General features: G+C 75.5%; 17 protein-coding genes and 2 pseudogenes. 9 read left to right on the top strand and 10 right to left on the bottom strand.

Annotation, left to right across the window (positions count from 1 at the left end):
- The first annotated feature begins 76 nt into the window (after positions 1-76).
- On the top strand, positions 77-748 hold the full coding sequence (locus tag ACFXGA_RS19115; RefSeq protein WP_378089600.1) for a RibD family protein: 672 nt from the start codon (positions 77-79) through the stop codon (positions 746-748).
- Here the strand turns inward: ACFXGA_RS19115 and ACFXGA_RS19110 are convergent.
- On the bottom strand, positions 730-1,131 hold the full coding sequence (locus tag ACFXGA_RS19110; RefSeq protein ID WP_378089598.1) for a DoxX family protein: 402 nt from the start codon (positions 1,129-1,131) through the stop codon (positions 730-732). The two genes, ACFXGA_RS19115 and ACFXGA_RS19110, sit on opposite strands and share 19 nt — an antisense overlap.
- On the bottom strand, positions 1,124-1,840 hold the full coding sequence (locus ACFXGA_RS19105; protein ID WP_378089596.1) for a CDP-alcohol phosphatidyltransferase family protein: 717 nt from the start codon (positions 1,838-1,840) through the stop codon (positions 1,124-1,126). Before ACFXGA_RS19105 ends, ACFXGA_RS19110 begins: the two co-directional genes overlap by 8 nt.
- 32 nt (positions 1,841-1,872) lie before the next feature.
- Here ACFXGA_RS19105 and ACFXGA_RS19100 point away from each other — a divergent pair, with 32 nt between their 5' ends.
- Together ACFXGA_RS19100 and ACFXGA_RS19095 are read left to right on the top strand one after the other, a co-directional pair.
- Positions 1,873-2,850, top strand: coding sequence for a dehydrogenase (locus ACFXGA_RS19100; RefSeq protein ID WP_378089594.1), 978 nt, complete (start codon positions 1,873-1,875; stop codon positions 2,848-2,850).
- Complete coding sequence (locus ACFXGA_RS19095) at positions 2,837-3,520, top strand: creatininase family protein (RefSeq protein ID WP_378089592.1); 684 nt, start codon at positions 2,837-2,839, stop codon at positions 3,518-3,520. The genes ACFXGA_RS19100 and ACFXGA_RS19095 overlap by 14 nt, the downstream gene beginning before the upstream one ends.
- Positions 3,521-3,602: 82 nt before the next feature.
- Here the strand turns inward: ACFXGA_RS19095 and ACFXGA_RS19090 are convergent.
- From ACFXGA_RS19090 to ACFXGA_RS19075, 4 genes and pseudogenes are all read right to left on the bottom strand, one after another.
- Positions 3,603-4,361: pseudogene (locus ACFXGA_RS19090) on the bottom strand (lysylphosphatidylglycerol synthase domain-containing protein); the annotation flags it as partial.
- Between the two features lie 154 nt (positions 4,362-4,515).
- Positions 4,516-5,301, bottom strand: a complete 786-nt coding sequence (locus ACFXGA_RS19085; protein ID WP_378089590.1) for a class I SAM-dependent methyltransferase — start codon at positions 5,299-5,301, stop codon at positions 4,516-4,518.
- Positions 5,298-6,317, bottom strand: coding sequence for a glycosyltransferase family 4 protein (locus tag ACFXGA_RS19080; protein WP_378089588.1), 1,020 nt, complete (start codon positions 6,315-6,317; stop codon positions 5,298-5,300). Before ACFXGA_RS19080 ends, ACFXGA_RS19085 begins: the two co-directional genes overlap by 4 nt.
- Positions 6,314-6,409, bottom strand: a pseudogene (locus ACFXGA_RS19075) (6-carboxytetrahydropterin synthase); the annotation flags it as partial. The gene ACFXGA_RS19080 and the pseudogene ACFXGA_RS19075, both read right to left, overlap by 4 nt.
- Positions 6,410-6,566: 157 nt before the next feature.
- On the opposite strand from ACFXGA_RS19075, the gene ACFXGA_RS19070 reads away from it, so the two are divergent.
- On the top strand, positions 6,567-6,875 hold the full coding sequence (locus tag ACFXGA_RS19070) for a hypothetical protein (protein WP_378089586.1): 309 nt from the start codon (positions 6,567-6,569) through the stop codon (positions 6,873-6,875).
- On the opposite strand, the gene ACFXGA_RS19065 is transcribed toward ACFXGA_RS19070, so the two are convergent.
- Positions 6,876-7,178 carry a SelT/SelW/SelH family protein gene (locus ACFXGA_RS19065; RefSeq protein ID WP_378089584.1) on the bottom strand — a complete coding sequence of 101 codons (303 nt, stop codon included), beginning with the start codon at positions 7,176-7,178 and terminating at the stop codon, positions 6,876-6,878.
- A 158-nt stretch (positions 7,179-7,336) separates the two neighbouring features.
- Here ACFXGA_RS19065 and ACFXGA_RS19060 point away from each other — a divergent pair, with 158 nt between their 5' ends.
- Positions 7,337-7,942, top strand: a complete 606-nt coding sequence (locus tag ACFXGA_RS19060; protein WP_378089582.1) for a phosphoribosylanthranilate isomerase — start codon at positions 7,337-7,339, stop codon at positions 7,940-7,942.
- A 10-nt stretch (positions 7,943-7,952) separates the two neighbouring features.
- The gene (gene mmuM / locus ACFXGA_RS19055) at positions 7,953-8,864 is read left to right on the top strand and encodes a homocysteine S-methyltransferase (RefSeq protein WP_378089580.1); all 912 of its coding nucleotides are present in this window, start codon (positions 7,953-7,955) and stop codon (positions 8,862-8,864) included.
- Here the strand turns inward: mmuM and ACFXGA_RS19050 are convergent.
- From ACFXGA_RS19050 to ACFXGA_RS19040, 3 genes are all read right to left on the bottom strand, one after another.
- Positions 8,848-9,591: an SDR family oxidoreductase gene (locus ACFXGA_RS19050; protein ID WP_378089578.1), complete on the bottom strand. Its 744-nt coding sequence runs from the start codon at positions 9,589-9,591 to the stop codon at positions 8,848-8,850. The genes mmuM and ACFXGA_RS19050 overlap by 17 nt on opposite strands.
- A gap of 106 nt (positions 9,592-9,697) precedes the next feature.
- Entirely contained in the window at positions 9,698-10,339 is a 642-nt protein-coding gene (locus ACFXGA_RS19045; protein ID WP_378089576.1) for a hypothetical protein, read from the bottom strand.
- Between the two features lie 231 nt (positions 10,340-10,570).
- Positions 10,571-11,083 carry a DUF6630 family protein gene (locus ACFXGA_RS19040; protein ID WP_378089574.1) on the bottom strand — a complete coding sequence of 171 codons (513 nt, stop codon included), beginning with the start codon at positions 11,081-11,083 and terminating at the stop codon, positions 10,571-10,573.
- A gap of 208 nt (positions 11,084-11,291) precedes the next feature.
- Here ACFXGA_RS19040 and ACFXGA_RS19035 point away from each other — a divergent pair, with 208 nt between their 5' ends.
- From ACFXGA_RS19035 to ACFXGA_RS19025, 3 genes are all read left to right on the top strand, one after another.
- Positions 11,292-14,231 (top strand): BTAD domain-containing putative transcriptional regulator, encoded by a 2,940-nt coding sequence (locus ACFXGA_RS19035; RefSeq protein ID WP_378089572.1) that lies wholly within the window; start codon positions 11,292-11,294, stop codon positions 14,229-14,231.
- Positions 14,232-14,576: 345 nt separating this feature from the next.
- Complete coding sequence (rph, locus tag ACFXGA_RS19030) at positions 14,577-17,174, top strand: rifamycin-inactivating phosphotransferase (RefSeq protein ID WP_378089570.1); 2,598 nt, start codon at positions 14,577-14,579, stop codon at positions 17,172-17,174.
- 428 nt (positions 17,175-17,602) lie between these two features.
- Positions 17,603-20,944: a beta-L-arabinofuranosidase domain-containing protein gene (locus ACFXGA_RS19025; protein ID WP_378089568.1), complete on the top strand. Its 3,342-nt coding sequence runs from the start codon at positions 17,603-17,605 to the stop codon at positions 20,942-20,944.
- Positions 20,945-21,016 lie beyond the last annotated feature (72 nt).

The raw sequence follows: 21,016 nt of genomic DNA, 5'->3' as shown, positions 1-21,016 counted from the left end.
GGACCACCCGCGCCCGGGCGGACCGGCCGCAGCGCCGGAGCCACGACCGCCGCGCGGCCGTCGGTACGGTGAGGCGGTGACCCGTCCGTACGTCCTGCTCAGCGTCGCCGTCAGCGTGGACGGCTACATCGACGACCACGGCGCGCAACGGTTCCCGCTGTCCAACGCGGAGGACTTCGACCACGTCGACCAGGTGCGCGCGGAGTCCGGCGCGATCCTCGTCGGCGCGGGGACCGTCCGCCGCGACAACCCGCGCCTGCTGGTCAACTGCGCGCGCCGGCGCGCCGCCCGGGTCGCGTCCGGCCGGCCCGAGTACCCGGTGAAGGTGACCGTCACCGGCACCGGCGACCTCGACCCGGACCTGCGGTTCTGGCACCACGGCGGCGACAAGGTCGTCTACACCGCCGAACCCGGGCATCGGCGGGCGGCCGCCGCCGTCGGCCACGTGGCGGACGTGGTGTCGCTCGGCCCGTCCGTCGACTTCGGCGCGCTGCTGGACGACCTCGGCGAGCGGGGCGTGGACCGGCTCATGGTGGAGGGCGGCGGCACGATCCACACCGCGTTCCTGGCCGCCGGGCTGGCCGACGAGCTGCGGATGGCCGTCGCGCCGATGCTGATCGGCCAGGCCGCCGCGCCGCGGTTCGTGAACCCGGCCGAGTTCCCCGGCGGTCCGGCGCGGCGGTTCCACCTGGAGGACGTGACCAGGCTGGGCGACGTCGTCGTGCTGCGCTACTTCCCGAAGCGCTGAACGGCGGCGCGGACCGCGTCGCGGCGGAACCACGCGATCACCGCCGCCACCGCCAGCAGCGCCGCGGGCAGCACCGCGCCTCCGGTGTCGCGCAGGATGACCAGCTCCGTGGCCACCGCGCCCGCCATCACGCCCGCCAGGCCCGCCGCGGCGAGCCCGCACAGCCGCGGCACGAGCAGGCCGAGCGCGCCCGCGAGCTCCAGCACGCCCGTCACGTACCGCAGCCACTGCCCCAGTCCGATCCGGTCGAACTTGCCGACGAAGTCGTCCCCGAGCAACGACACCCCGCTGTAGGCGAAGTACGCCGCCAGCCCCACCTGCGCCACCCACAGGACGACGTTCCCGACACCGCGGGCGACGTCCACCCGAGCCGCGTCAGACATGGTTGATCCCTTCCACCGGGGCCGGGGCACCGCGCCACAACCGGGCGATGTCGCGGCCGAAAGACCAGACGAGCGACACCAGCGCGAGCGCGACCAGGACGCCCGCGTGCGGCATCCAACCGGAGGCGGCGGCCGTGAGCACGACGCCCTGCACCGCGGCCACGACCTTGCGCGCCCAACTCGGCGGCAGCGGACCGCGCAGCCACGCCAGACCCCAGGAGGCCGCCACGAACGCGTACCGCAGCGCGCCCACGACCAGCACCCACGGACCGAACTCCGCCGCGACGCGCACGCTCAGCACGAGGATCAGGAACGCGTCGACCTCCATGTCGAACCGCGCGCCCAGCGGGGACGCCGTGCCGGTGCGCCGCGCGACCCGGCCGTCGACGAAGTCGAGCGCGAGCGCGACGGCGGCCAGCGGCACCAGCAGGGCCGCGGGACCGCCGGCCGCCACCAGCGCCGTCACGCCGCCGACCAACAGCCCCCGGGCGAGCGTCACCCGGTCGGCCGGCCCGAGCACGCCCCGTTCCGACCGCCGGAGCGCGCCGCCGAGCAGCACCGGGGTCGCGACGGCGTAGGCGAGGCCCGCGAGCCAGCCGAGCGGCCCCAGCCCGACCGTGCCCTCCAGCACGCCCAGCAGGAGCACCTGCCCGCCCGCCCAGGCGAGGGGTTCCGCGTCACCGGCCGCGGTGTGGTGGAGTGTCGTCATCGCGCCCCTCGTCGTGTTCGGAGGTTTGACAGGTGACACGCACGGCGAGGGCCCTCTGGTTCACCGCGGCCGGGGAGTGCGAGGTGCGGCCGGTCGCGCTGCCCGAGCCCGGACCGGACGAGGTGCTGGTCCGGACGCTGCACACGGGCGTCAGCCGGGGCACGGAGAGCCTGGTGCTGCGCGGCGGCGTGCCGGCGGGCCAGCGCGCGGTGATGCGGGCCCCGTTCCAGGACGGCGACTTCCCGTGGCCGGTGAAGTACGGCTACCTCAACGTGGGCGTGGTCGAACGGGGACCGCTGCTCGGCCGCACGGTGTTCTGCCTCTACCCGCACCAGACGCACTACGTGGTGCCCGCCGCCGCGGTGACGCCCGTGCCGGACGCGGTGCCCGCCGGGCGGGCCGTGCTGGCCGGGACGGTGGAGACGGCGGTCAACGCGCTGTGGGACGCCCGGCCGCTGGTCGGCGACCGGGTCGCGGTCGTCGGCGGCGGGATGGTGGGGTGCTGCGTGGCCGCGCTGCTGGCCCGGTTCCCCGGCGTGCGGCTGCAACTGGTCGACGCCGACCCGGCGCGGGCGGCCGTGGCGGCGGCGCTCGGCGTCGGGTTCGCCTCCCCGGACGAGGCGGCGGGCGACTGCGACCTGGTGGTGCACGCGAGCGCGTCGGAGGAGGGGCTGGCCCGGTCGTTGGAGCTGCTCGCGCCCGAGGGCCGGGTGGTGGAGCTGAGCTGGTACGGCGACCGCCCGGTCGCGGTGGCGCTGGGCGAGTCGTTCCACTCGCGCCGGCTGCGGCTGGTCGGCAGCCAGGTGGGCGTGGTCGCGCGGCCCGACCGCACGCACGCCGAGCGGATGGCCCTGGCCCTGGAGCTGCTGGCCGACCCCGCGTTCGACGCGCTGATCACCGGCGCGAGCCGGTTCGAGGACCTGCCGTCCGTGCTGCCGCGGTTGGCGAGCGGCGCGCTCCCGGCCCTGTGCCACCGCGTTGACTACGGTGCCGGGCATGTACCTGCCTGACACCACCGAGGACGTGCGGCGGCGCGCGGCGACCGTGGCGGTGCTGCCCGTCGGCAGCCACGAGCAGCACGGCCCGTACCTGCCGCTGGCCACGGACACGGTCGTCGCGTGCACGATCGCGCGGGCCGTCGCGGACGCGCACCCGGTGCAGCTGCTCCCGCCGATCACGATCTCGTGCTCGCACGAGCACGCGGCCTGGCCGGGCACGGTGAGCATCTCGGCGCGGACGCTGCACGCGGTGGTGCGGGACGTCGCGGACTCGCTGCGCCGGTCCGGCGTGCCGAACCTGGTGCTGGTCAACGGGCACGGCGGCAACTACGTGCTGGCCAACGTCGTGCAGGAGGCCGAGGGGATGGCGTTGTTCCCCGGCGGCGGCGACTGGAGCGCGGCCCGCGCGGCCGCCGGGCTGGCGACCACGGCGCACGGCGACATGCACGCGGGCGAGCTGGAGACGTCGATCCTCCTGCACGCCCACCCGGACCTGGTGAAGCCCGGCTACGAGCGGGGCGACCACCTGGCCGACGACCGGCCGCACCTGCTCACGCTCGGGCTCGCGCCGTACACGTCGTCGGGCGTGGTGGGGCGGCCGTCGCTGGCGTCAGCCGACAAGGGCCGGGCCGTGCTCGCGCGGCTGGTCGAGGCGTTCGGGTCGTGCCTCGCGGTGTTCTAAAGCGGCCCAGCGCGAGCACGCCGGGCAGGCTGCCGACCATCGCCAGCACGCCGTGGACGACACCCGTCGCGAGCCCCTGGGCCGCGCCGAGCCCGGCCGCGCCGAACGCCACCGCCAGGAACGCCTCCCGCGGCCCGAAGCCGCCGACGTTCAGCGGCACGGCCATCACCAGCAGGGCGAGCACCGCCAGGGGCACGAGCCGGCCGAGGGGCGCGTCGACGCCCGCCGTCCGGGCGGCGAGGAGGAACAACGCCACGTGCCCGGCCAGCGCGGCGACGGACAGCAGGGCCGCCTTCGGCAGCACCTCGCGGTTCACCAGGCCGGCGCGGGCGTCCCGCCAGGTGGCCCGGACCGCCCGCCGGACCCGCCGCGACCGCCCGGCCACGACCGCGACCGCCACGACCAGGAGCGCGACCGCCGCGACCAGGAGCGCGGGCCCGCGGAGGTCGGGCAGCCCGACCGGCACGACCCCGGCGCAGAGCGCCACGAGCGCCGCCGCGACCAGCACGACCTGTCCCGCGCACCGCTCGAACACCACCGCCCGCACGCCGCGGCCGAGGTCGCCCGACCGGTGCCCGTGGCCGACCGCCCGGTGCACGTCGCCGAGGACGCCGGCGGGCAGCACGGCGTTGAGCAGGAGCGCGCGGTAGTAGTCGGGCACGGCGGCGCGGAGGGTGAGCGGGAGGCCGAGGCGGCGGGCGACCAGGCACCAGCGCCAGGCACTGGCCACCGTCGAGACCAGCCCGATGCCGAGCGCCCCGACCACCGCCCACCCGTCCACGGCCCGCAGGCCGGCCAGGACGGCGTCCGCGCCCCACCGCCACCCCAGGAGCGCCAACACGGCGACCGCCGCCACCACCCTCACCCACGGCCACGCGCGCCGCACCGCCGACTTCACCCCGGCACCGCGGGCCGCACCCAGGGCAACGCGCCGGACACGCGCCACCACACACGCCGCGGCACCGCGCCGAGCCGCCGAAGGTCCCCGCCCCGCCTCAACCACGGCGCGGCACCGCCAGCAGGTCGGTGTGGTGCACCACGACCAGGGGGCCGTGGTCGAGCTTGCGCCACACGTAGCCGGGCGCGTCGGCGGCCAGCCGGGGCTCCTGCTCGACCGCCGCGTCCACCCACCCGCGCAGCCACTCCCCCGCCAGCGCCGCCTGGTCCGCGCCCAACCGCCACGGGCTCGGGCTCGTCACCACCTCCGCGCCCCGCCGCGCGAACGCCTCGGCCGCCGCCTCCACCGCGTCCGGCCCGAGCAGCCGCCGCCCGTCCACCACCCGCCGCTGGTGGGCGTTGAACGCGGCCGCGAAGTCCTCGTCCAGCGGCTCGGCCGGGTCGAACTCCACCCGACCCGCCACGGACAGCGTGAACAACGCCGGGCAGCCCGCGCCGACGCACGCCGCCGCCAGCGCGTCCACCTCGCCCGCCGTCAGCAGGTCGAGCAGCGCCGACGCGGTGACCAGCGACGTCCCGGCCAGGTCGGCGGCGGTCAACGCGGTGACGTCGCCCTCGTGCGTCTCGATCGTCACCCCGCTCATGGTCGCCGCCGCGATGCTGAGCAGCCTGGGGTCGCGGTCGTGCAGCACCCAGTGCTGCGGACCGCCCAGCCGCCCGGCGAGCCACCGCCCCAACGAACCCGTTCCACACCCGAGATCACGCACCACGAGGGGGTCGCGGTTCAGATCGATCTCCCGGACCCGCTCGACCAGGTCGAGCGCACGGGCCTCGGCGTCGGCCTTCTCGCGCAGGGACAGCCATTCCGGTGCGAAGGTGCTCATGGCCGCAGGGTAGCCGGCACCGCCGCCAGGGCCTCGGCCGTCGCGTCCCAAGTGGACAGCCCGCCGCGGCGCGCCGAGGCACGGGCGCGCAGGTCACGCCGCCACGCCTCGTCCGTGAGCCAGCGCCGCAACGCGCGGCCGAACGCCGGCGCGTCGCCCGGCGGCAGGAGCAGCCCGCCGTCGCCGAGCGCGTCCGGCACGGCGCTGGCCACCACCGGCACGCCCCGCGCCAGCGCCTCGGTCACCACCATGCCGTACGTCTCGGCCCGCGACGCCAGCACGAACAGGTCCGCCGTCGCGTACGCCCGCGCCAGCGCCGCGCCGGCGAGCGGACCGGTCACCTCGATCCGCGACCCGAGGCCGTGCCGGCTGATCAACCCGTCGACCGGCTCGCGCACCGGCCCGACGAACGCGCAGGTCCACGGCAGGTCCGCCACCGAGGCCAGGGCGCGCACCAGCACGTCGTGCCCCTTGCGCGGGGTCAGCGACGCCACGCACAGCAACCGCGAGACGCCGTCGGTGCCCGTCGCGAGCGGTGCGGGGTCGGTGCCGGGCTCGGCGACGTGGACGCGCTCCAGCCCGTGCCGCGCGGCGAGCCGCCGGGCCGCGGACGGGCTCGTGGCCACGACCGCGTCGACCGCGCGCAGGCACGCCCGTTCGGCGGCGTCCAGCCGGGCCGCCACGTCGGCCGCCAGGCCCGTCTCGTCGGCCAGCGGCAGGTGCACGAGCACCACCAGCCGGAGCCGGCCGGCGTGCGGCGTCACCACGTCCGGCACGCCGCAAGCCACCAGACCGTCCAGCAGCACGACCGCGCCGTCGGCGATCGCGGCCAACGCCCGTCCCAGGTGCCGGCGGGCGTGGTCGTCCGGGCGCGGCCACGTGCCGGGCGCCGCGACCTCGCGCACGTCCGTCCCCCGCGCGCGGAGGGCGTGGATCGCGCGGCGGTCGTAGGTGTTGCCGCCGCTGGGCGAGCGCGGGTCGTCCACGCCGTCGGGCAGGACGAAGTGGAGGGTCACAGCGGCCGTTCGTAGCTCGCCCACGCGACGTGCGACTCGTGCAACGTGACCCCGATGGACGCCAGGCCCCGCGCGCCCTCGCCGCGGCGGCCCCCGGGGTGGGGGCGGTGGCGGTGGGGCAACAACACGCCCACCCCTCCCCCCCCCCCCACCCCCCCCGGGTGGGCGGGGGGGACCCCCCGCCCGTGCCCACCCCCGTTCCCGCATCTTCACGGTCGCGCCGGCCCGGTTGGCGCCAGGTTGCGGCCCATGGGAGACGTTGCCGCCCTCCGCCGGCTCGCGCGGACCTCCGGCGTGCCGGCGCTGGGTGCGGTCGCCCTGTTCACCGTGAGCGCCGGCGGCCCGAACCTGCTGTCCACCCGCGCCGCGGTCTGGCTGGACCAGTACGCCGTGGTGATGCTCACGCCGGTGTGGGCGACCCTGCTCGGCATCGCCACCGTGCTGCCGGCGGTCATCGCCGTCCTGGATCACCGGCGGCGGGGGATCGACACCCCGGACGACGCCGGTGTCGCTGACCACGCCGGCACCGCCCCGCGCGTGAGCACGGTCCTCCCTTGACTACTGCGGGGGCGTCCTGCGGTGGCGGTCGGTGTGGCCGAGGTCGCGGTCGGGGGCGATGCGGTCGCGCACCAGCTGCTTGAGCACGGCGAGGTCGGGGAAGCCCTCCCGGTCCTTGCGCGACCACAGGGTCTCGCCGTCGAGCCGGACGTCGAACACGCCGCCGGTGCCCGGCACGAGCGCGACTTCGCCCAGCTCGGTGGTGAAGGTCGTCAACAACTCCTGCGCGGTCCAGCCGGCCCGCAGCAACCAGCGGCACTGCGTGCAGTACTCGATCTCCAGGCGGGGCGCTCTCGCGGTCACGGCACCCAGTATCGCCCGGCTTGGACCCTCGCGGACCGGTGAGGCCGCCGACGGCCCGCGGCCTCCGTGGTCGGCGTGCCCGGGGGAGCGGCCCGCCGACCGAGACGACCGCGTGCCGGGCAGTGGCGGGCGGCCCGCTCGTCGCTACTGTCTGCGGCATGTACGTCAAGTTGTGCGGGCTGCGCACGGCGGCCGACGTGGCCGCGGCGGTGGAGGCTGGGGCCGACGCGGTCGGCTTCGTGCTCAGCGCGAGCGTCCGGCAGGTGGACCCCGACACCGCACGGCGGCTGGTGCGCGACGTGCCGCCGCACGTGCTCACCGTCGGCGTGGTGAGCGGGGTGGCGGCGGCGGACGTGCGGCGGCTCGTCGAGCGGACCGGGGTCGGCGCGGTGCAGTTGCACGGCGACTACCCGCGCGAGGCGTTCGAGGAGGTGGCCGCGGCGGGCAAGCCGCTGATCCGGGCGGTGTCCCTGACCGCGGACACCGACGTGCGGGTCGGCGCCTACGGCGAGGAGATGCTGCTGCTCGACTCGCCGCAGGCGGGCTCCGGGCACCGGTGGGACCTGGCCGCGCTCGACGGCGCCCGGCCGGACGGCCGGTGGCTGCTCGCGGGCGGTCTCGGGGTGGCCAACGTCGCCGAGGCCGTCTCCCGGGCGCGGCCCTGGGGCGTGGACGTGTCGAGCGGCATCGAGGCGAGCCGCGGGGTCAAGGACCACGGGCTCATGCGGGAGTTCGTCGCCGCCGCGCGGGCCGCACGCCGGTAGGGTCGGGGGCGTGGGTGGCACGCGGGAGCGGTTGTCGGACGTGCTGGCCCGTCGGGTGGTGGTGCTCGACGGCGGGCTGTCGACCGCGCTCGCGGACGCCGGGCACGACCTGTCCGACTCCCTCTGGTCCGCGCGCCTGCTGCTGACCGACCCGGACGCGATCAGGGCCGCCCACCTCGCCTACTTCCGGGCCGGGGCGGAGGTCGCGATCACGTCCAGCTACCAGGCGACGTTCGAGGGCTTCGCCCGGCGCGGGCTGGACGCGCGGGAGACGGCCGGGCTGCTGCGCGACAGCGTGGCGCTGGCCCGTGCGGCGGCGTCCGACGTGGACGGACCGCGGTGGGTGGCGGCGTCGGTCGGCCCGTACGGCGCGATGCTCGCGGACGGCTCGGAGTACCGCGGCCGGTACGGGCTCCCGCCGGCCGCGCTGGAGGCGTTCCACCGGCCCCGGATCGAGGTGCTGGCCGAGGCCGGGGCCGACGTGCTCGCGGTCGAGACGGTCCCCGACGTCGAGGAGGCCGAGGCGGTGCTGCGGGTGGTCGCCGGGTCGGGCGTCCCGCTGTGGCTCTCCTACAGCGCCCGCGGCACCCGGACGTGCGCCGGTCAGCCGTTGGCCGAGGCGTTCGCGGCGGTGCGCGGGGTGGACGAGGTGGTCGCGGTCGGCGTCAACTGCTGCGACCCGGCCGACGTGGGCGAAGCCGTGGCGATCGCGCGGCGGGTCGCCGGCAAGCCCGTCGTGGCGTACCCGAACAGCGGCGAGAGCTGGGACGCGACGGCCCGCGACTGGACCGGCGCGGCGGCCTTCGAGCCCGCCCGCGTGGCCGGGTGGGTCGAGGGCGGCGCGCGGCTCGTCGGCGGCTGCTGCCGGGTCGGTCCGCCGATGATCGGGGAGTTGGCGTCGGCGCTCAGCCCCGGCCGATGAACGGCATGGTGGTGGCCATGACGGTCATGAACTGCACGTTGGCCTCCAGGGGCAGCCCGACCATGTAGCGGACGGCGTCGGCGACGTGCGCGACGTCCATGGTCGGCTCGGCGGCGATCGAGCCGTCGGCCTGCGGCACGCCCCGGGCCATGCGCTCGGTCATGGGCGTCGCGGCGTTGCCGATGTCGATCTGGCCGCACGCGATGCGGTGCCGGCGGCCCTCCAGCGAGATGGCCTTGGTCAGGCCGGTGATGGCGTGCTTGCTCGCGGTGTACGCGACCGCGTCCGGGCGGGGCGCGTGGGCGGACACCGAGCCGTTGTTGATGATCCGGCCGCCCTGCGGGTCCTGGTCGCGCATCACCCGGAACGCGGCGCGGGCGCACAGGAACGAGCCGGTCAGGTTCGTGTCGACGACCTTCGCCCACTGGTCCAGGGTGAAGTCGGGCAACGGGGTCGCGGCGACGTTCGTCCCGGCGTTGTTGAACAGCACGTCCACCCGACCCCACCGCTCGCGCACCGCGTCGAACAGCGCGTCGACGGACGACTCCACCGTGACGTCGGTGGGCACGACCAGGACCGACCCGGCGGGTGCGCCCGCCGCCGTCGCGGTCAGCGCGTCCGCGCGCCGCCCGGCGAGCGCCACCCGGTGCCCGGCGTCGAGCAGCGCGCGGGCGACCACCCGCCCCACGCCCGAGCCTGCGCCGGTCACGACGGATACCGGGGTCATGCGTCCTCCTCGTGGGTGGGGCGCGCGTGCCTGCTCGGCGACGCGGCCGTCCGGTGAGGACGATGATGACCGACCCGACCCGACCCGCCGGTCGGCCCGGTGGCGGTCAGGACTTCCAGGTGATCGGCGACTTGTCGTAGCCGTCGCCCTTGTCGAACGTCGCGCCCGCGACCGTCGAGCCCTCGCGCGCGCCCTGCAGGACGCAGGTCTCGAACTTGGCGCCGGCGGTGGTGAAGTCCTTCTTCGCCGTCTCCGACTCGCACTGGGCGGTCTCGCCGCTGATGATCACGCCGGTGCCCTTGCCGTCCGGGCCGACGGCGCGCAGGCTCACCGAGCTGTAGGACAGGTCGGTGCCGCCGACGTTCTCCACCGAGACCCTGATGTAGTACGGCGTGATGCCCTTGGCCTTGTCGCCGAAGGCGGCCAGGTCGGCGTTCGCGCCCTGCTCGATCGCGGTGACCACGATCGCGATCGTGCCGGTCTTGTCGGTGCCGTACTTGAACGGCACCACGGCGCGCTCGCCCACGCGGAGCTGCGTGCCGGGCGGGGTGACGTCCCCGGCGGACGCGTCGGCCGAGGGCTTGGCGGACGCCTCGGTGGTCGTGGTCTCCGCGGCGGCGCTGGACGTGGTCTCGGCGGCCGGTTCGGTGGTGCCGGGCGCGGCGGTGCCCGCGGTGTCGTCCGAGCAGGCCGTCAGCAGCAGCGCGAGCGCGCCGACAGCGGTGACCAGACTGCGATTGACCTGCATGAACGAATCTCCTCGGTGACGCCCGGACGTGGCTGCGCGTGCGATCGCGACGACCGCACGGCCGCACGTTAACCGCAGTCGGGGCAACGTGCTGTGGTCCGTTCGCACCACAACCGCTCCGGCTCGGCGACGATCCGCGACGGCCACCGGGGATTGCGGTGGCGCCGTGACCGGCTCCGGGCTGCGTCGCCGCGGTCACCCGGGAACCGGGGGCCGGGGAGCCGCGTGGCGTCAGGCCGGGTCGCCCAGGACCGCGGCGGTGAAGCCCGTCGCGCCGGCGAGCGAGCGCAGCTCCTCGGCGTCGGCGTTGGGCAGCAGCACGAGCGGGTAGCAGTCGGACTCGATGTCGAGCACGGCCAGGGTGGTGCCGGCGGCGCGCAGCTCCGCGCCCGCCCGGCCGAGGAAGTCGTAGGCGGGCAGGTCGCCGGCGACCCGGTCCGCCCACGCCCACGCCCCCGCCGGGCTGGAGCGCAGGTCGCGCAGTTGGGCGACGATCTCGTCCGCCGCTTCCTTCCAGTCCACCTCGGCCAGCAGGCCGTGGTCGGCGAGCGCGTCCACCAGCGCGATCCACGCCAGCTCGGGGATCGGTTCGTCGATGCCGCGCTCGTCGAGCCGGTCGGCGTGCTCCCGCACGTATCCCTCGGGATCGTCGTGCGCGGCGACGACGCGACGGGCCACGTCCGGCTCGCCGGGTGCCAGCAGCGCGGCCAACGAGGCCAGCGCGTCCCGAACCGACGACGTCACGTGGGCCTCCCGAACCGGTTGCGCGGAGCGGCGATCGTAGCAATCGGGTGCGGCCCACCGCCGTGGTCCGGAACCGGCGACCCGGACCGGCCGCGGCGCGCTCCCGGGCGGGCCACCGATCGTGTGAATTCGTCGGGAAACCCCTCGACGGCTGGTCGGGAGCGGTACCCATGGCTCGCCGGGGGGCGTTCGGGGGCGGGGGGAAGCGGTGCTGGAGGTGCGATTGCTGGGCGAGGTGGCCGTCCTCGTGGACGGCCGGCCGGTCGACGCCGGCTCGCCCAGGCAGCGTTGCGTGCTGGCGGCGTTGGCGGTGGACGGCGACCGGGTGGTGTCGGTGGACCGGTTGATGGCGCGCGTCTGGGGTGACGCCACACCGCCCAGGGCGCGCGCGACGCTGGTCAACTACCTGTCCCGGCTGCGCGGGACGGTCGGGGCGGCGGGGACGGCGGGCGTCGTCCGGGGCGCGGGCGGGTACGCGTTGAGGATCGGGCACGGCGTCGTCGACCTCCACCGGTTCCGCGACCTGCGCGCTCGGGCCCGGACGTGCGCCGACGGCGACGGGCGGGTGGCGGACCTGCTCGCGGAAGCGCTCGGGCTGTGGCGCGGGGACGCGTTGACCGGCGTGGACGGGGACTGGGCCGCGGCGGAGCGCGCCCGGCTGCACCGGGAGCGGGCGGACGCCGAGTCCGACCTGACCGACGCGCTGCTGCGGTTGGGGCACGGCGAGGACCTGGTCGCCGAGCTGGCCGACCGGGTCGCCGAGTGGCCGTGGGACGAACGGGTGGCGGGCCGGTTCATGCTGGCGCTGCACCGCGCCGGGCGCACCGCCGACGCCCTGGCGCACTACCGCAGGCTGCGGGACCGGCTGGTGGACGAGCTGGGCAGCGACCCCGGCGCGGCGCTGCGGGAACTGCACCGGCGGATCCTCGCCGACGATCCCGCGCTGCGCCCGGGCTCCCCGGTCGACGCCCCGCGCCCCCGGGCGACCGCCGTGCCGGTGACGCCGTCCCAGCCACCTGCCGTGCCGGTGACGCCGTCCCAGCCACCTGCCGTGCCGGTGACGCCGTCCCAGCCACCTGCCGTGCCGGTGACGCCGTCCCAGCTGTCCGCCGTGCCGGTGACGCCGCGGCAGTTGCCCGCCGCGCCGGCGTCGTTCGTCGGCCGGCGCGCCGAGCTGGACCGCCTGGACGCCGCCCGCCGCGCCCCCGCCGGCGCGGTGTCGGTCACCTCGATCGCGGGCGCGGGCGGGATCGGCAAGACGTGGTTGGCGCTGCACTGGGCCCACCGGCGCCTGGACGAGTTCCCCGACGGGCAGCTCTTCGTGGACCTGCGGGGGTTCGGCCCGGACTCGCGGCCGATGGAACCTGCGGCGGCGGTCCGGGGTTTCCTCGACGCGCTCGGCGTCGCGCCCGACCGCCTCCCGGCCGACCCGCACGCCCAGGCCGCGCTGTTCCGCAGCCTGGTGGCCGACCGGCGGGTGCTGGTCCTGCTCGACAACGCGGCCACCAGCGACCAGGTCGCACCGCTGCTGCCCGGCGGCGGGAGCTGCACCGTGGTGGTGACCAGCCGCCACCGGCTGCCGGGGCTGGTCGCCCGCCACGGCGTCCGGCCGCTGTTGCTGGACGTGCTGACCGACGCCGAGGCCCACGCCGCGCTGGCCGCGGCGCTGGGGGCGGCGCGGGTGGCGGACGAGCGCCGGGCGGTGGCCGAGCTGGTCCGGGCCTGCGGCGGCTTCCCGCTGGCCCTGGGCGTGATCGCGGCCCACGCCCGCACCCGGCCCGAGGTGCCGCTGGACGAGGTCGTCACCGAGCTGCGCGAATCGGGCCTGGACGCGCTGGCGGACGACGACCCGACCGCCAGCCTGCCCGCAGTGCTGTCCTGGTCCCTGCGGCACCTGACGCCCCGGCAACGGGAGGTGTTCGCGCTGCTGGGGATCGCGCCCGGCCGCGACACCGGCGTGCCGGCCGCCGCCTGCCTGACCGACCTGCCGCCGGCCGCGGCCCGCCGGGAGCTGAAAGCCCTGCAGGACGCCTCCCTGGTGGACCGGGACGCCCGCGGCCGGTACGCGATGCACGACCTCGTCCGCGCCTACGCCACGACCCTGGCCCAAGACCTGGCGGAACCGGTGCGGCAGGCGGCGCTGCGCCGGGTGGTCGACTTCTACCTGCACAGCGCGCACCACGCCGCCTGCGTCCTGGACCCCCACCGCACGCCGGTCCCGGTCGGCAAGCCCGCCGCCGGCGTCCACCCCGACCGACCGGCCGACGAAGGCGCGGCGACGGCGTGGCTGGACGTGGAGCGCCCCAACGTGCTGGCCGCCCAGCACACCGCCGCCGCCGCAGGGCGGGCCGACGTGGTGTGGCAGCTCGCCGGGGTGCTGAGCACCTTCCACGACCGGCGGGGACACCTCCGTGACGACCTGGTCGTGTGGCGGACCGCGGTGGAGGCCACCGCCGACCTGCCCGACCCGGCGACCCGCGCCCTCGCCCACCGCCGCCTCGGCCGCGCCTGCTCCCGGTCCGGGCGCCACGAGGAGGCCGTCGACCACCTGCGGCAGGCCCTCGACCTGGCCGGGCGGGCGCGCGATCCCGCCGAGCAGGCGAACGTCCACCACACGCTCGCCATGGCGTGGGAGCGGCAGGGCGACGACCGCCGCGCGCTGGAGCACGCCGAGCGGGCGCTGGCCCTGCACCGCGCCGCCGGCCACCCGGTGCGCGAAGCCCTCGCGCTCAACTCGGTGGGCTGGTACGCCGCCCGCTGCGGCGACCACGACACCGCCCGCGAGCACTGCCGGGCCGCCCTCGCTTTGCACCGCGACCACGACAATCCCACCGGCGAAGCGGCGACGCTGGACAGCCTGGGCTGGATCGAGCACCACACCGGCCACCACCGGGAAGCCGTCGAGCACTACCGACACGCCCTGGACCGCTATCGCGGGCTCGGCGACACCTACGAGATCGCCGGCACCCTCGACCGCCTGGGCCACCCGCTGGCCGCGCTGGGCCGGCACGACGAGGTCCGCCGCGCGTGGCGGGAGGCGCTGGAGCTGTACCGGGACCAGGGCCGCGACGCCGACGCGGAGCGCGTGCGCCGGCAACTCGACGCCCTGGACGACGGCCCCGCCCACCGACACCCGCACGGCCCCTGACCCCGCGAAAGCCCTCGGAACCGGGAAGGGATCCCTCCCGCGCCGCCCGGCGGACTTCCCGCCCGGCGGCGATGATGGCGGCGACGTCGTCCGGGACAAGGGGGTGAATCACCGCGGGCAAAGAAAAGGGCACGGAGAGCACCCTCTCCCTGCCACTCTCAACATATAGCAGACAGGGGGTCTTGCGGCAAGGCCCCGGTCATGCCGCAGAATCTCCCGGCCAAAGCCGAGACCTGCGGAAATGGTGCCAATCGGGCATCGCAGGGCGAACGCGCGCCCGAGCCCGGGGGACCGGGCGCGCCGAACGCGGGAAGCCCGACAGGGCGGACGGGGGACAGTGACCGGATGGGCAACTACGTGCTCGGTTTCCAGGACATCGACCAATCGCGGATCGCGGAGGTCGGTGGCAAGGGCGCGCACCTGGGGGAGCTTTTCCGAATCGGGGGAATCCGGGTGCCGGCCGGGTTCTGCGTGACGACGGACGCGTTCCGGCGGATCGTGCGCGACGCGCCGTCGCTGGGCGAGGCGCTGGACCGGTCGGCACGGCTGGACCCGGAGGACCGCGAGGCGGTCCGCGCCCACAGCGCGGAGATCCGGCGGATCATCGAGGGGATCGCCGTCCCGGACGACGTGGCGGCGGACATCACCGGCGCGCTCGCCGGGCTCGGCGACGGGGTGGCCTGCGCCGTCCGGTCGAGCGCGACGGCCGAGGACCTGCCGGGCGCCTCGTTCGCGGGCCAGCAGGACAGCTACCTCAACGTCGTCGGCGCGGAGGCCGTCCTCCGGCACGTCAGCCGGTGCTGGGCCTCGCTGTTCACCGAGCGGGCCGTGACCTACCGGCTGCGCAACGGCTTCGACCACCGCGAGGTCCACATGGCCGTGGTCGTGCAGCGGATGGTCTTCCCGCACGCGGCCGGCGTCCTGTTCACGGCCGACCCGGTGACGTCCAACCGGAAGGTCGCCTCGGTGGAGGCGACGGTCGGCCTCGGCGAGGCCCTGGTGTCCGGCCTGGTGAACGCGGACTCCTACCAGGTGCGGGACGACCGCGTCGTGGCGAGGGCGATCGCCGCCAAGGGGCTCGCCGTGGAGCCCTTGCCGGGCGGCGGGACGCGGGAGCGGGCGACCGACCCGGCGCGGCGGGACCGGCCCGCGCTGACGGACGGGCAGGTCGTGGAGCTGGTGCGGCTGGGCCGGCGGATCGAAGCGCACTTCGGCCGGCCCCAGGACATCGAGTGGTGCCTGGACGACGACGGCTTCCACATCGTGCAGAGCCGGCCCATCACCACCCTGTTCCCCATCCCCGAGGCCGACGACCGGGAGAACCACGTCTACCTCTCCGTCGGCCACCAGCAGATGATGACCGACGCCATGAAGCCCCTGGGGCTCTCCGTGTGGCAGCTGACGACACCGCGGCCCATGGCCGAGGCGGGCGGCCGCCTGTTCGTCGACGTCACCCGGCAACTGGCCGCGCCCGCGACCCGTGACGGACTCCTGGCGGTCTCGGGGAAGTCCGATCCGCTGATGCAGGACGCGCTGCGGACCGTCCTCGACCGCGACGGCTTCCTCCCGTCGCTCCCGGACGACACCGCCGCCCCGCCGATCCCCGGCGCGGCGCCGGCCGAGGTCGAACCCGACCCGAACCTCGTCACCGAGATGATCAAGCGAGGGGAGGAGTCCGTCGCGGCGGCGCGGCGCGAGATCAGCGCCAAGTCCGGGTCGGAGCTGCTCGACTTCATCCTGACCGACATCCAGGAGCTGAGGCGGCTGCTGTTCGAGCCGCGCAGCATCGAGGTGATCATGGCGGCGATGCAGGCGTCGTGGTGGCTGAACGAGCACCTGCGGGAGTGGCTGGGCGAGCGGAACGCGGCCGACGTGCTCACCCAGTCCGTGCCGCACAACGTCACCTCGGAGATGGGGCTGGCGCTGCTCGACGTCGCGGACGTGATCCGCCCGTTTCCGGAGGTCGTCGCCTTCCTGCGCGACGCCGGGGACGACTTCCTCGACCGGCTGGCCGACCTCGACGGCGGGCGGGAGGCGCGCGACGCCATCGTGGCCTACCTGGACAGGTACGGCATGCGCTGCGTCGGCGAGATCGACATCACCAGGCCGCGGTGGGCCGAGCAGCCCACCGCGCTGCTGCCCGTGCTCCTCACCAACGTCGCCGACGTCGAGCCGGGCGAGGCCGCGCGGCGCTTCGAGCAGGGGCGGCGGGAGGCGTGGCAGGCGGAACGGGACCTGCTGGAGCGCCTGCGGGACCTGCCGGACGGCGAGCGGAAGGCCGAGGAGACCAAGCGGAGGATCGACCTCGTCCGGACGTTCACCGGGTACCGGGAGTACCCGAAGTACGGGATGATCAGCCGGTACTTCGTCTACAAGCAGGCCCTGCTGGGCGAGGCCGGGCGCCTGGTGCGGGCGGGGGTGCTCCGCGAGGCGGAGGACGTCTTCTTCCTGCGGTTCCAGGAATTGCAGGAGGTCGTGCGCTCGAACCGGGTGGACGACGAGCTGATCCGGCGGCGCAAGGACGAGTTCAGGTCGTACCGCGCGCTCACGCCGCCGCGGGTGCTCACCTCGGACGGCGAGGCGGTCAACGGCGCGTACCGGCGCGACGACCTGCCGGCCGGCGCGCTGGTGGGCCTCCCGGTGTCCGCCGGGACCGTCGAGGGGCGGGCCCGGGTCATCCTGGACATGGCGACGGCCGACGTGGAGCCGGGCGACATCCTGGTCACGGCCTACACGGACCCGAGCTGGTCGCCGCTGTTCGTCGCGGTCGCGGGCCTGGTGACCGAGGTCGGGGGCCTCATGACGCACGGCGCGGTGGTCGCGCGCGAGTACGGCCTGCCGGCCGTCGTCGGCGTCGAACGCGCCACGCGCACGATCCGGGACGGGCAGCGCATCCGGGTGAACGGGACCGACGGGTACGTCGAGGTGCTGCCGTCGGAGTGACGGGGACGGTTGCCCGTTGGCGTGAGGTGGGCGGGTCGAGCGGCCGGGCGTTCCCGGGGGCGGGATGAGCCGGTCGGTTGCGGGACCGCTCCCGGGTCTCACGGGCGTGCCGCCTGCGGTCGCCGACCCGCTCTGTCGTCCCATGACCCGATGAGCGGTTCTCGCCGAAAGCGTTTCGACACACCGGTCCACCCACCGTTGAAGCCACACTCCGGTGGCCGGCGAACGGTGGAAATCAAGCGTTGACATCGGCGGCGACCTGTTTCAGGATCCCCGAAAAGGATTTCGACGGTTCGCCTCCGTGGAGGGGGTGCCCGCTCCATCCCGCCGAGCGCCCCGCGGCCCGGCCACCCGCATGCCGGTGGCCGGCCGCGGCACGCCGGCGGTCGCACCACGACCAGACCCCGTTCGGGAAGGGACGCCCCGCAGTGGCCGACTCCGGCAAGGTTCCGTTCAACCGACGTCTGTTCCTCCAGGTCTCCGCGCTGGGCACCGCCACCGTCGCCGGTGGCGGCCTGCTCGGCGCGCACCCCGCGGCCGCCGCCGCGCCGTTCGCGCTGCCCGACGGGGCCGGTCCGGGCGGCACCGCGCCGGTGCGCCCGTTCCCGCTGCGCGACGTGCGGCTCGGGGCCGGGCTGCTGCAGGAGAAGCGCGACCGCGTCAAGGCGTTCCTGCGCAACTACGACGAGCGCCGGTTCCTCGTGCTGTTCAACCGCCAGGCCGGCAGGCCGAACCCGGCCGGCGTCGCCGTGCCGGGCGGCTGGGAGGACGGCGGCCTGCTCAGCGGCCACTGGGCCGGGCACTTCATGACGGCCCTCGCGCAGGGCTACGCCGACCAGGGGGAGGCGGTCTACAAGGAGAAGCTGGACTGGATGGTCGCGGAGCTGGCCGCGTGCCAGGCGGCGATCACCGCCCGCATGGACTCCGTCCCCGGTGGCGGCGGCGAGCAGCCCGCACCGAAGGTCGGCCGGGTGGCGGGCCGGTTCGGCAACGCGTTGAGGCTCAACGGGCCCAGCAGCGCGCAGTACTGCACCCTGCCGCAGGAAGCGATCAACCAGCTCACCGACTTCACCATCGCCACCTGGGTCAACCTCGCCTCCACCGGCAGCTGGAGCAGGTTGTTCGACTTCGGCCAGAACACCACCGTCAACATGTTCCTGACCCCGCGCGCGGGCGTGACCGGCAACGTGCCGCGCTTCGCCATCACCGTGGGCGGCTCGGGCCAGGAGCAGCGGATCGACGGCACGTCGGCGCTGCCCACGAACCGGTGGGTGCACCTCGCGGTGACGCTGGCGGGCCGGACCGGCACCCTCTACGTCGACGGCCGGCCGGCGGGCACGAACGCGAACATGACCCTCAACCCGTCGCACCTCGGCAACCCCGGCAACCGCTGGATCGGGCGGTCCCAGTACGGCGACCCGTTCCTGGACGCGACCGTCGACGAGTTCCACGTCTTCGACCGGGCGCTGACCGAGGCCGAGGTGGGCTCCCTGCTGGAGTCCCCGGCGGGCACGACCGGCGGCGGCAACATCGCGTGGTACCGGTTCGACGAGGCCGACGGCACGACCCTGGAGGACGGCTCGCCGAACAACCGGGACGCGGGCGTCGTGGTCGCCTCCGCCGGCGGGGACGCGGACTGGGTCCCGACCTTCCCCGGCTACCTCGGCGCGATCCCGGAGGACGCGGTGCTGCGCCTCGGCCCGCCGCGCTGGGCGGTCTACGGCGGCAACGCCCAGACGAACACCTGGGCGCCCTGGTACACCCAGCACAAGATCATGCGCGGCCTGCTCGACGCGTACTACAACACCGACAACGCCCAGGCGCTCGACGTCGTCACGAAGATGGCGGACTGGGCGCACCTGGCGCTGACCATCGGCGACAAGAACCACCCGGACTACCCGGGGCCGCTGACCCGCGACGACCTCAACTACATGTGGGACCTCTACATCGGCGGCGAGTTCGGCGGCGCGAACGAGGTCTTCCCGGAGATCGGCCACCTCACCGGCGACCCGAAGCACCTCGAGACCGCCAAGTGCTTCGACAACCGGGAGTCGCTGTTCGGCGCGACCGTGGAGAACCGGGACATCCTCGTGGTCACCCCGCAGAACCGGCCGGGCCGCCGCCGCCCCGAGCGGCTGCACGCCAACACCCACCTGCCGCAGTTCATCGGCTACGTCAGCGTCTACGAGCGGGGCGGCGGGGACGAGTACCTCACGGCGGCGAAGAACTTCTTCGGCATGGTCGTGCCGCACCGCATGTTCGCCCACGGCGGCGTGGGCGGCAACTACCCCGGTTCCAACAACAACCTGGAGCTGTTCCAGAACCGCGGCAACATCGCCAACGCGATCGCCACCAGCGGCGCGGAGACCTGCACCACGTACAACCTGCTCAAGCTGGCCCGCAACCTGTTCCTGCACGAGCACGACCCGGCGTACATGGACTACTACGAGCGCGGCCTGTTCAACATGATCACCGGGTCGCGGGCCGACACCACCGGCACCGCCGACCCCCAGGTGACCTACTTCCAACCCGTCGCCCCGGGCGCCACCCGCAGCTACGGCAACACCGGGACGTGCTGCGGCGGCACGGGCCTGGAGAACCACACCAAGTACCAGGAGACCGTCTTCTTCCGCGACGCCGACGGCAGCGCGTTGTGGGTCAACCTGTACGTGCCCGCCACGCTCACGTGGGCCGAGAAGGGCTTCACCGTCACGCAGGAGACCGCCTTCCCGCGCCAGGACCGCACCAAGCTCACCGTGGACGGCGCGGGCCGGCTGGACCTGAGGCTGCGGGTGCCCGCCTGGGCGCGACGCGGCTTCTTCGTCACGGTCAACGGTCGGGCGCAGAGCCTCGACGCCCGACCCGGCACGTACGTGACGCTCAGCCGCGACTGGACGCGCGGCGACGTGGTGGAGATCCGGATGCCGTTCGCCATCCGGATCGAGCGGGCCCCCGACCGGCCCGACACCCAGGCGGTGTTCTGGGGGCCGGTGCTGTTGCAGATCACCGGCAACCCGGGCGGCGGCGGGTTCCGGGAGCTGTCGCTGTACCGCCACCTCAAGCGGGACGGCGACTACGGCCGCGCCGCGATCACGGCGGCGTCGGTCACGACGGCCGGGGACCAGACGTTCACCGCGGGCGGGTTCACGCTGCGGCCCTACTACATCAGCGACAACCAGCCGGCGTCCTCCTACTTCCGCCGGGTCGAACCCTCGATCGTGTTCGGCTCGATCGACACCGGCGTGCCCAACCGCAAGCGCGACGACGGCCTGCCGAACTACGACGTCCCGGTCCAGGGCATCACCTCGCCCGGCGACGACGGCCCGACGTTCCTGGACCTGCTCTGGGACCAGGCTCCGTTCGCCGACCACGGCGCGTTCGTCGCCGCGGTCACGGCCCTCGCCGACGCCTTCGTCGCCGCGGGCACGTTCACGGCGGCCGAACGGGCGGTGGTCGTGTCCAAGGCGGCCTCCGCCAACCGGGAGCTGTCGACCACGCGGCTGCTCGACGTCGAGGCGTCCACCCGGCGCATCGGCGCCAACACCTACGTCGCGGTCAACGCCGTGAACACGGCGGACGTGCCCCTCACCGTCGAGATCGCCACGGCGTACGGCTCGCGGACGGTCACCGACGTGGCCCCCGGCAAGGCGGCGTACCAGTCGTTCAACACGCGGGCCGCGTCGGTCCCGGGCGGCACCGTGACCGTCAAGGCCACCGGCACGGTCGACAACGCGACGGTGACCGACGAGTTCACCGCGACCTACGCCTGAGGGTGGGGGGCGGGGGGGGGGGGGGGCGGCCCGCGCCCCCCCCCCCCCCCGCGCACGACCCGCCCCCCCGCC

The sequence above is a fragment of the Actinosynnema sp. NPDC059335 genome (genome assembly GCF_042752395.1).
Taxonomy (GTDB): Bacteria; Actinomycetota; Actinomycetes; order Mycobacteriales; family Pseudonocardiaceae; genus Actinosynnema.
Note: the sequence above shows the minus strand (reverse complement) of the source record. Positions and strands in the feature narration are given on the sequence as shown.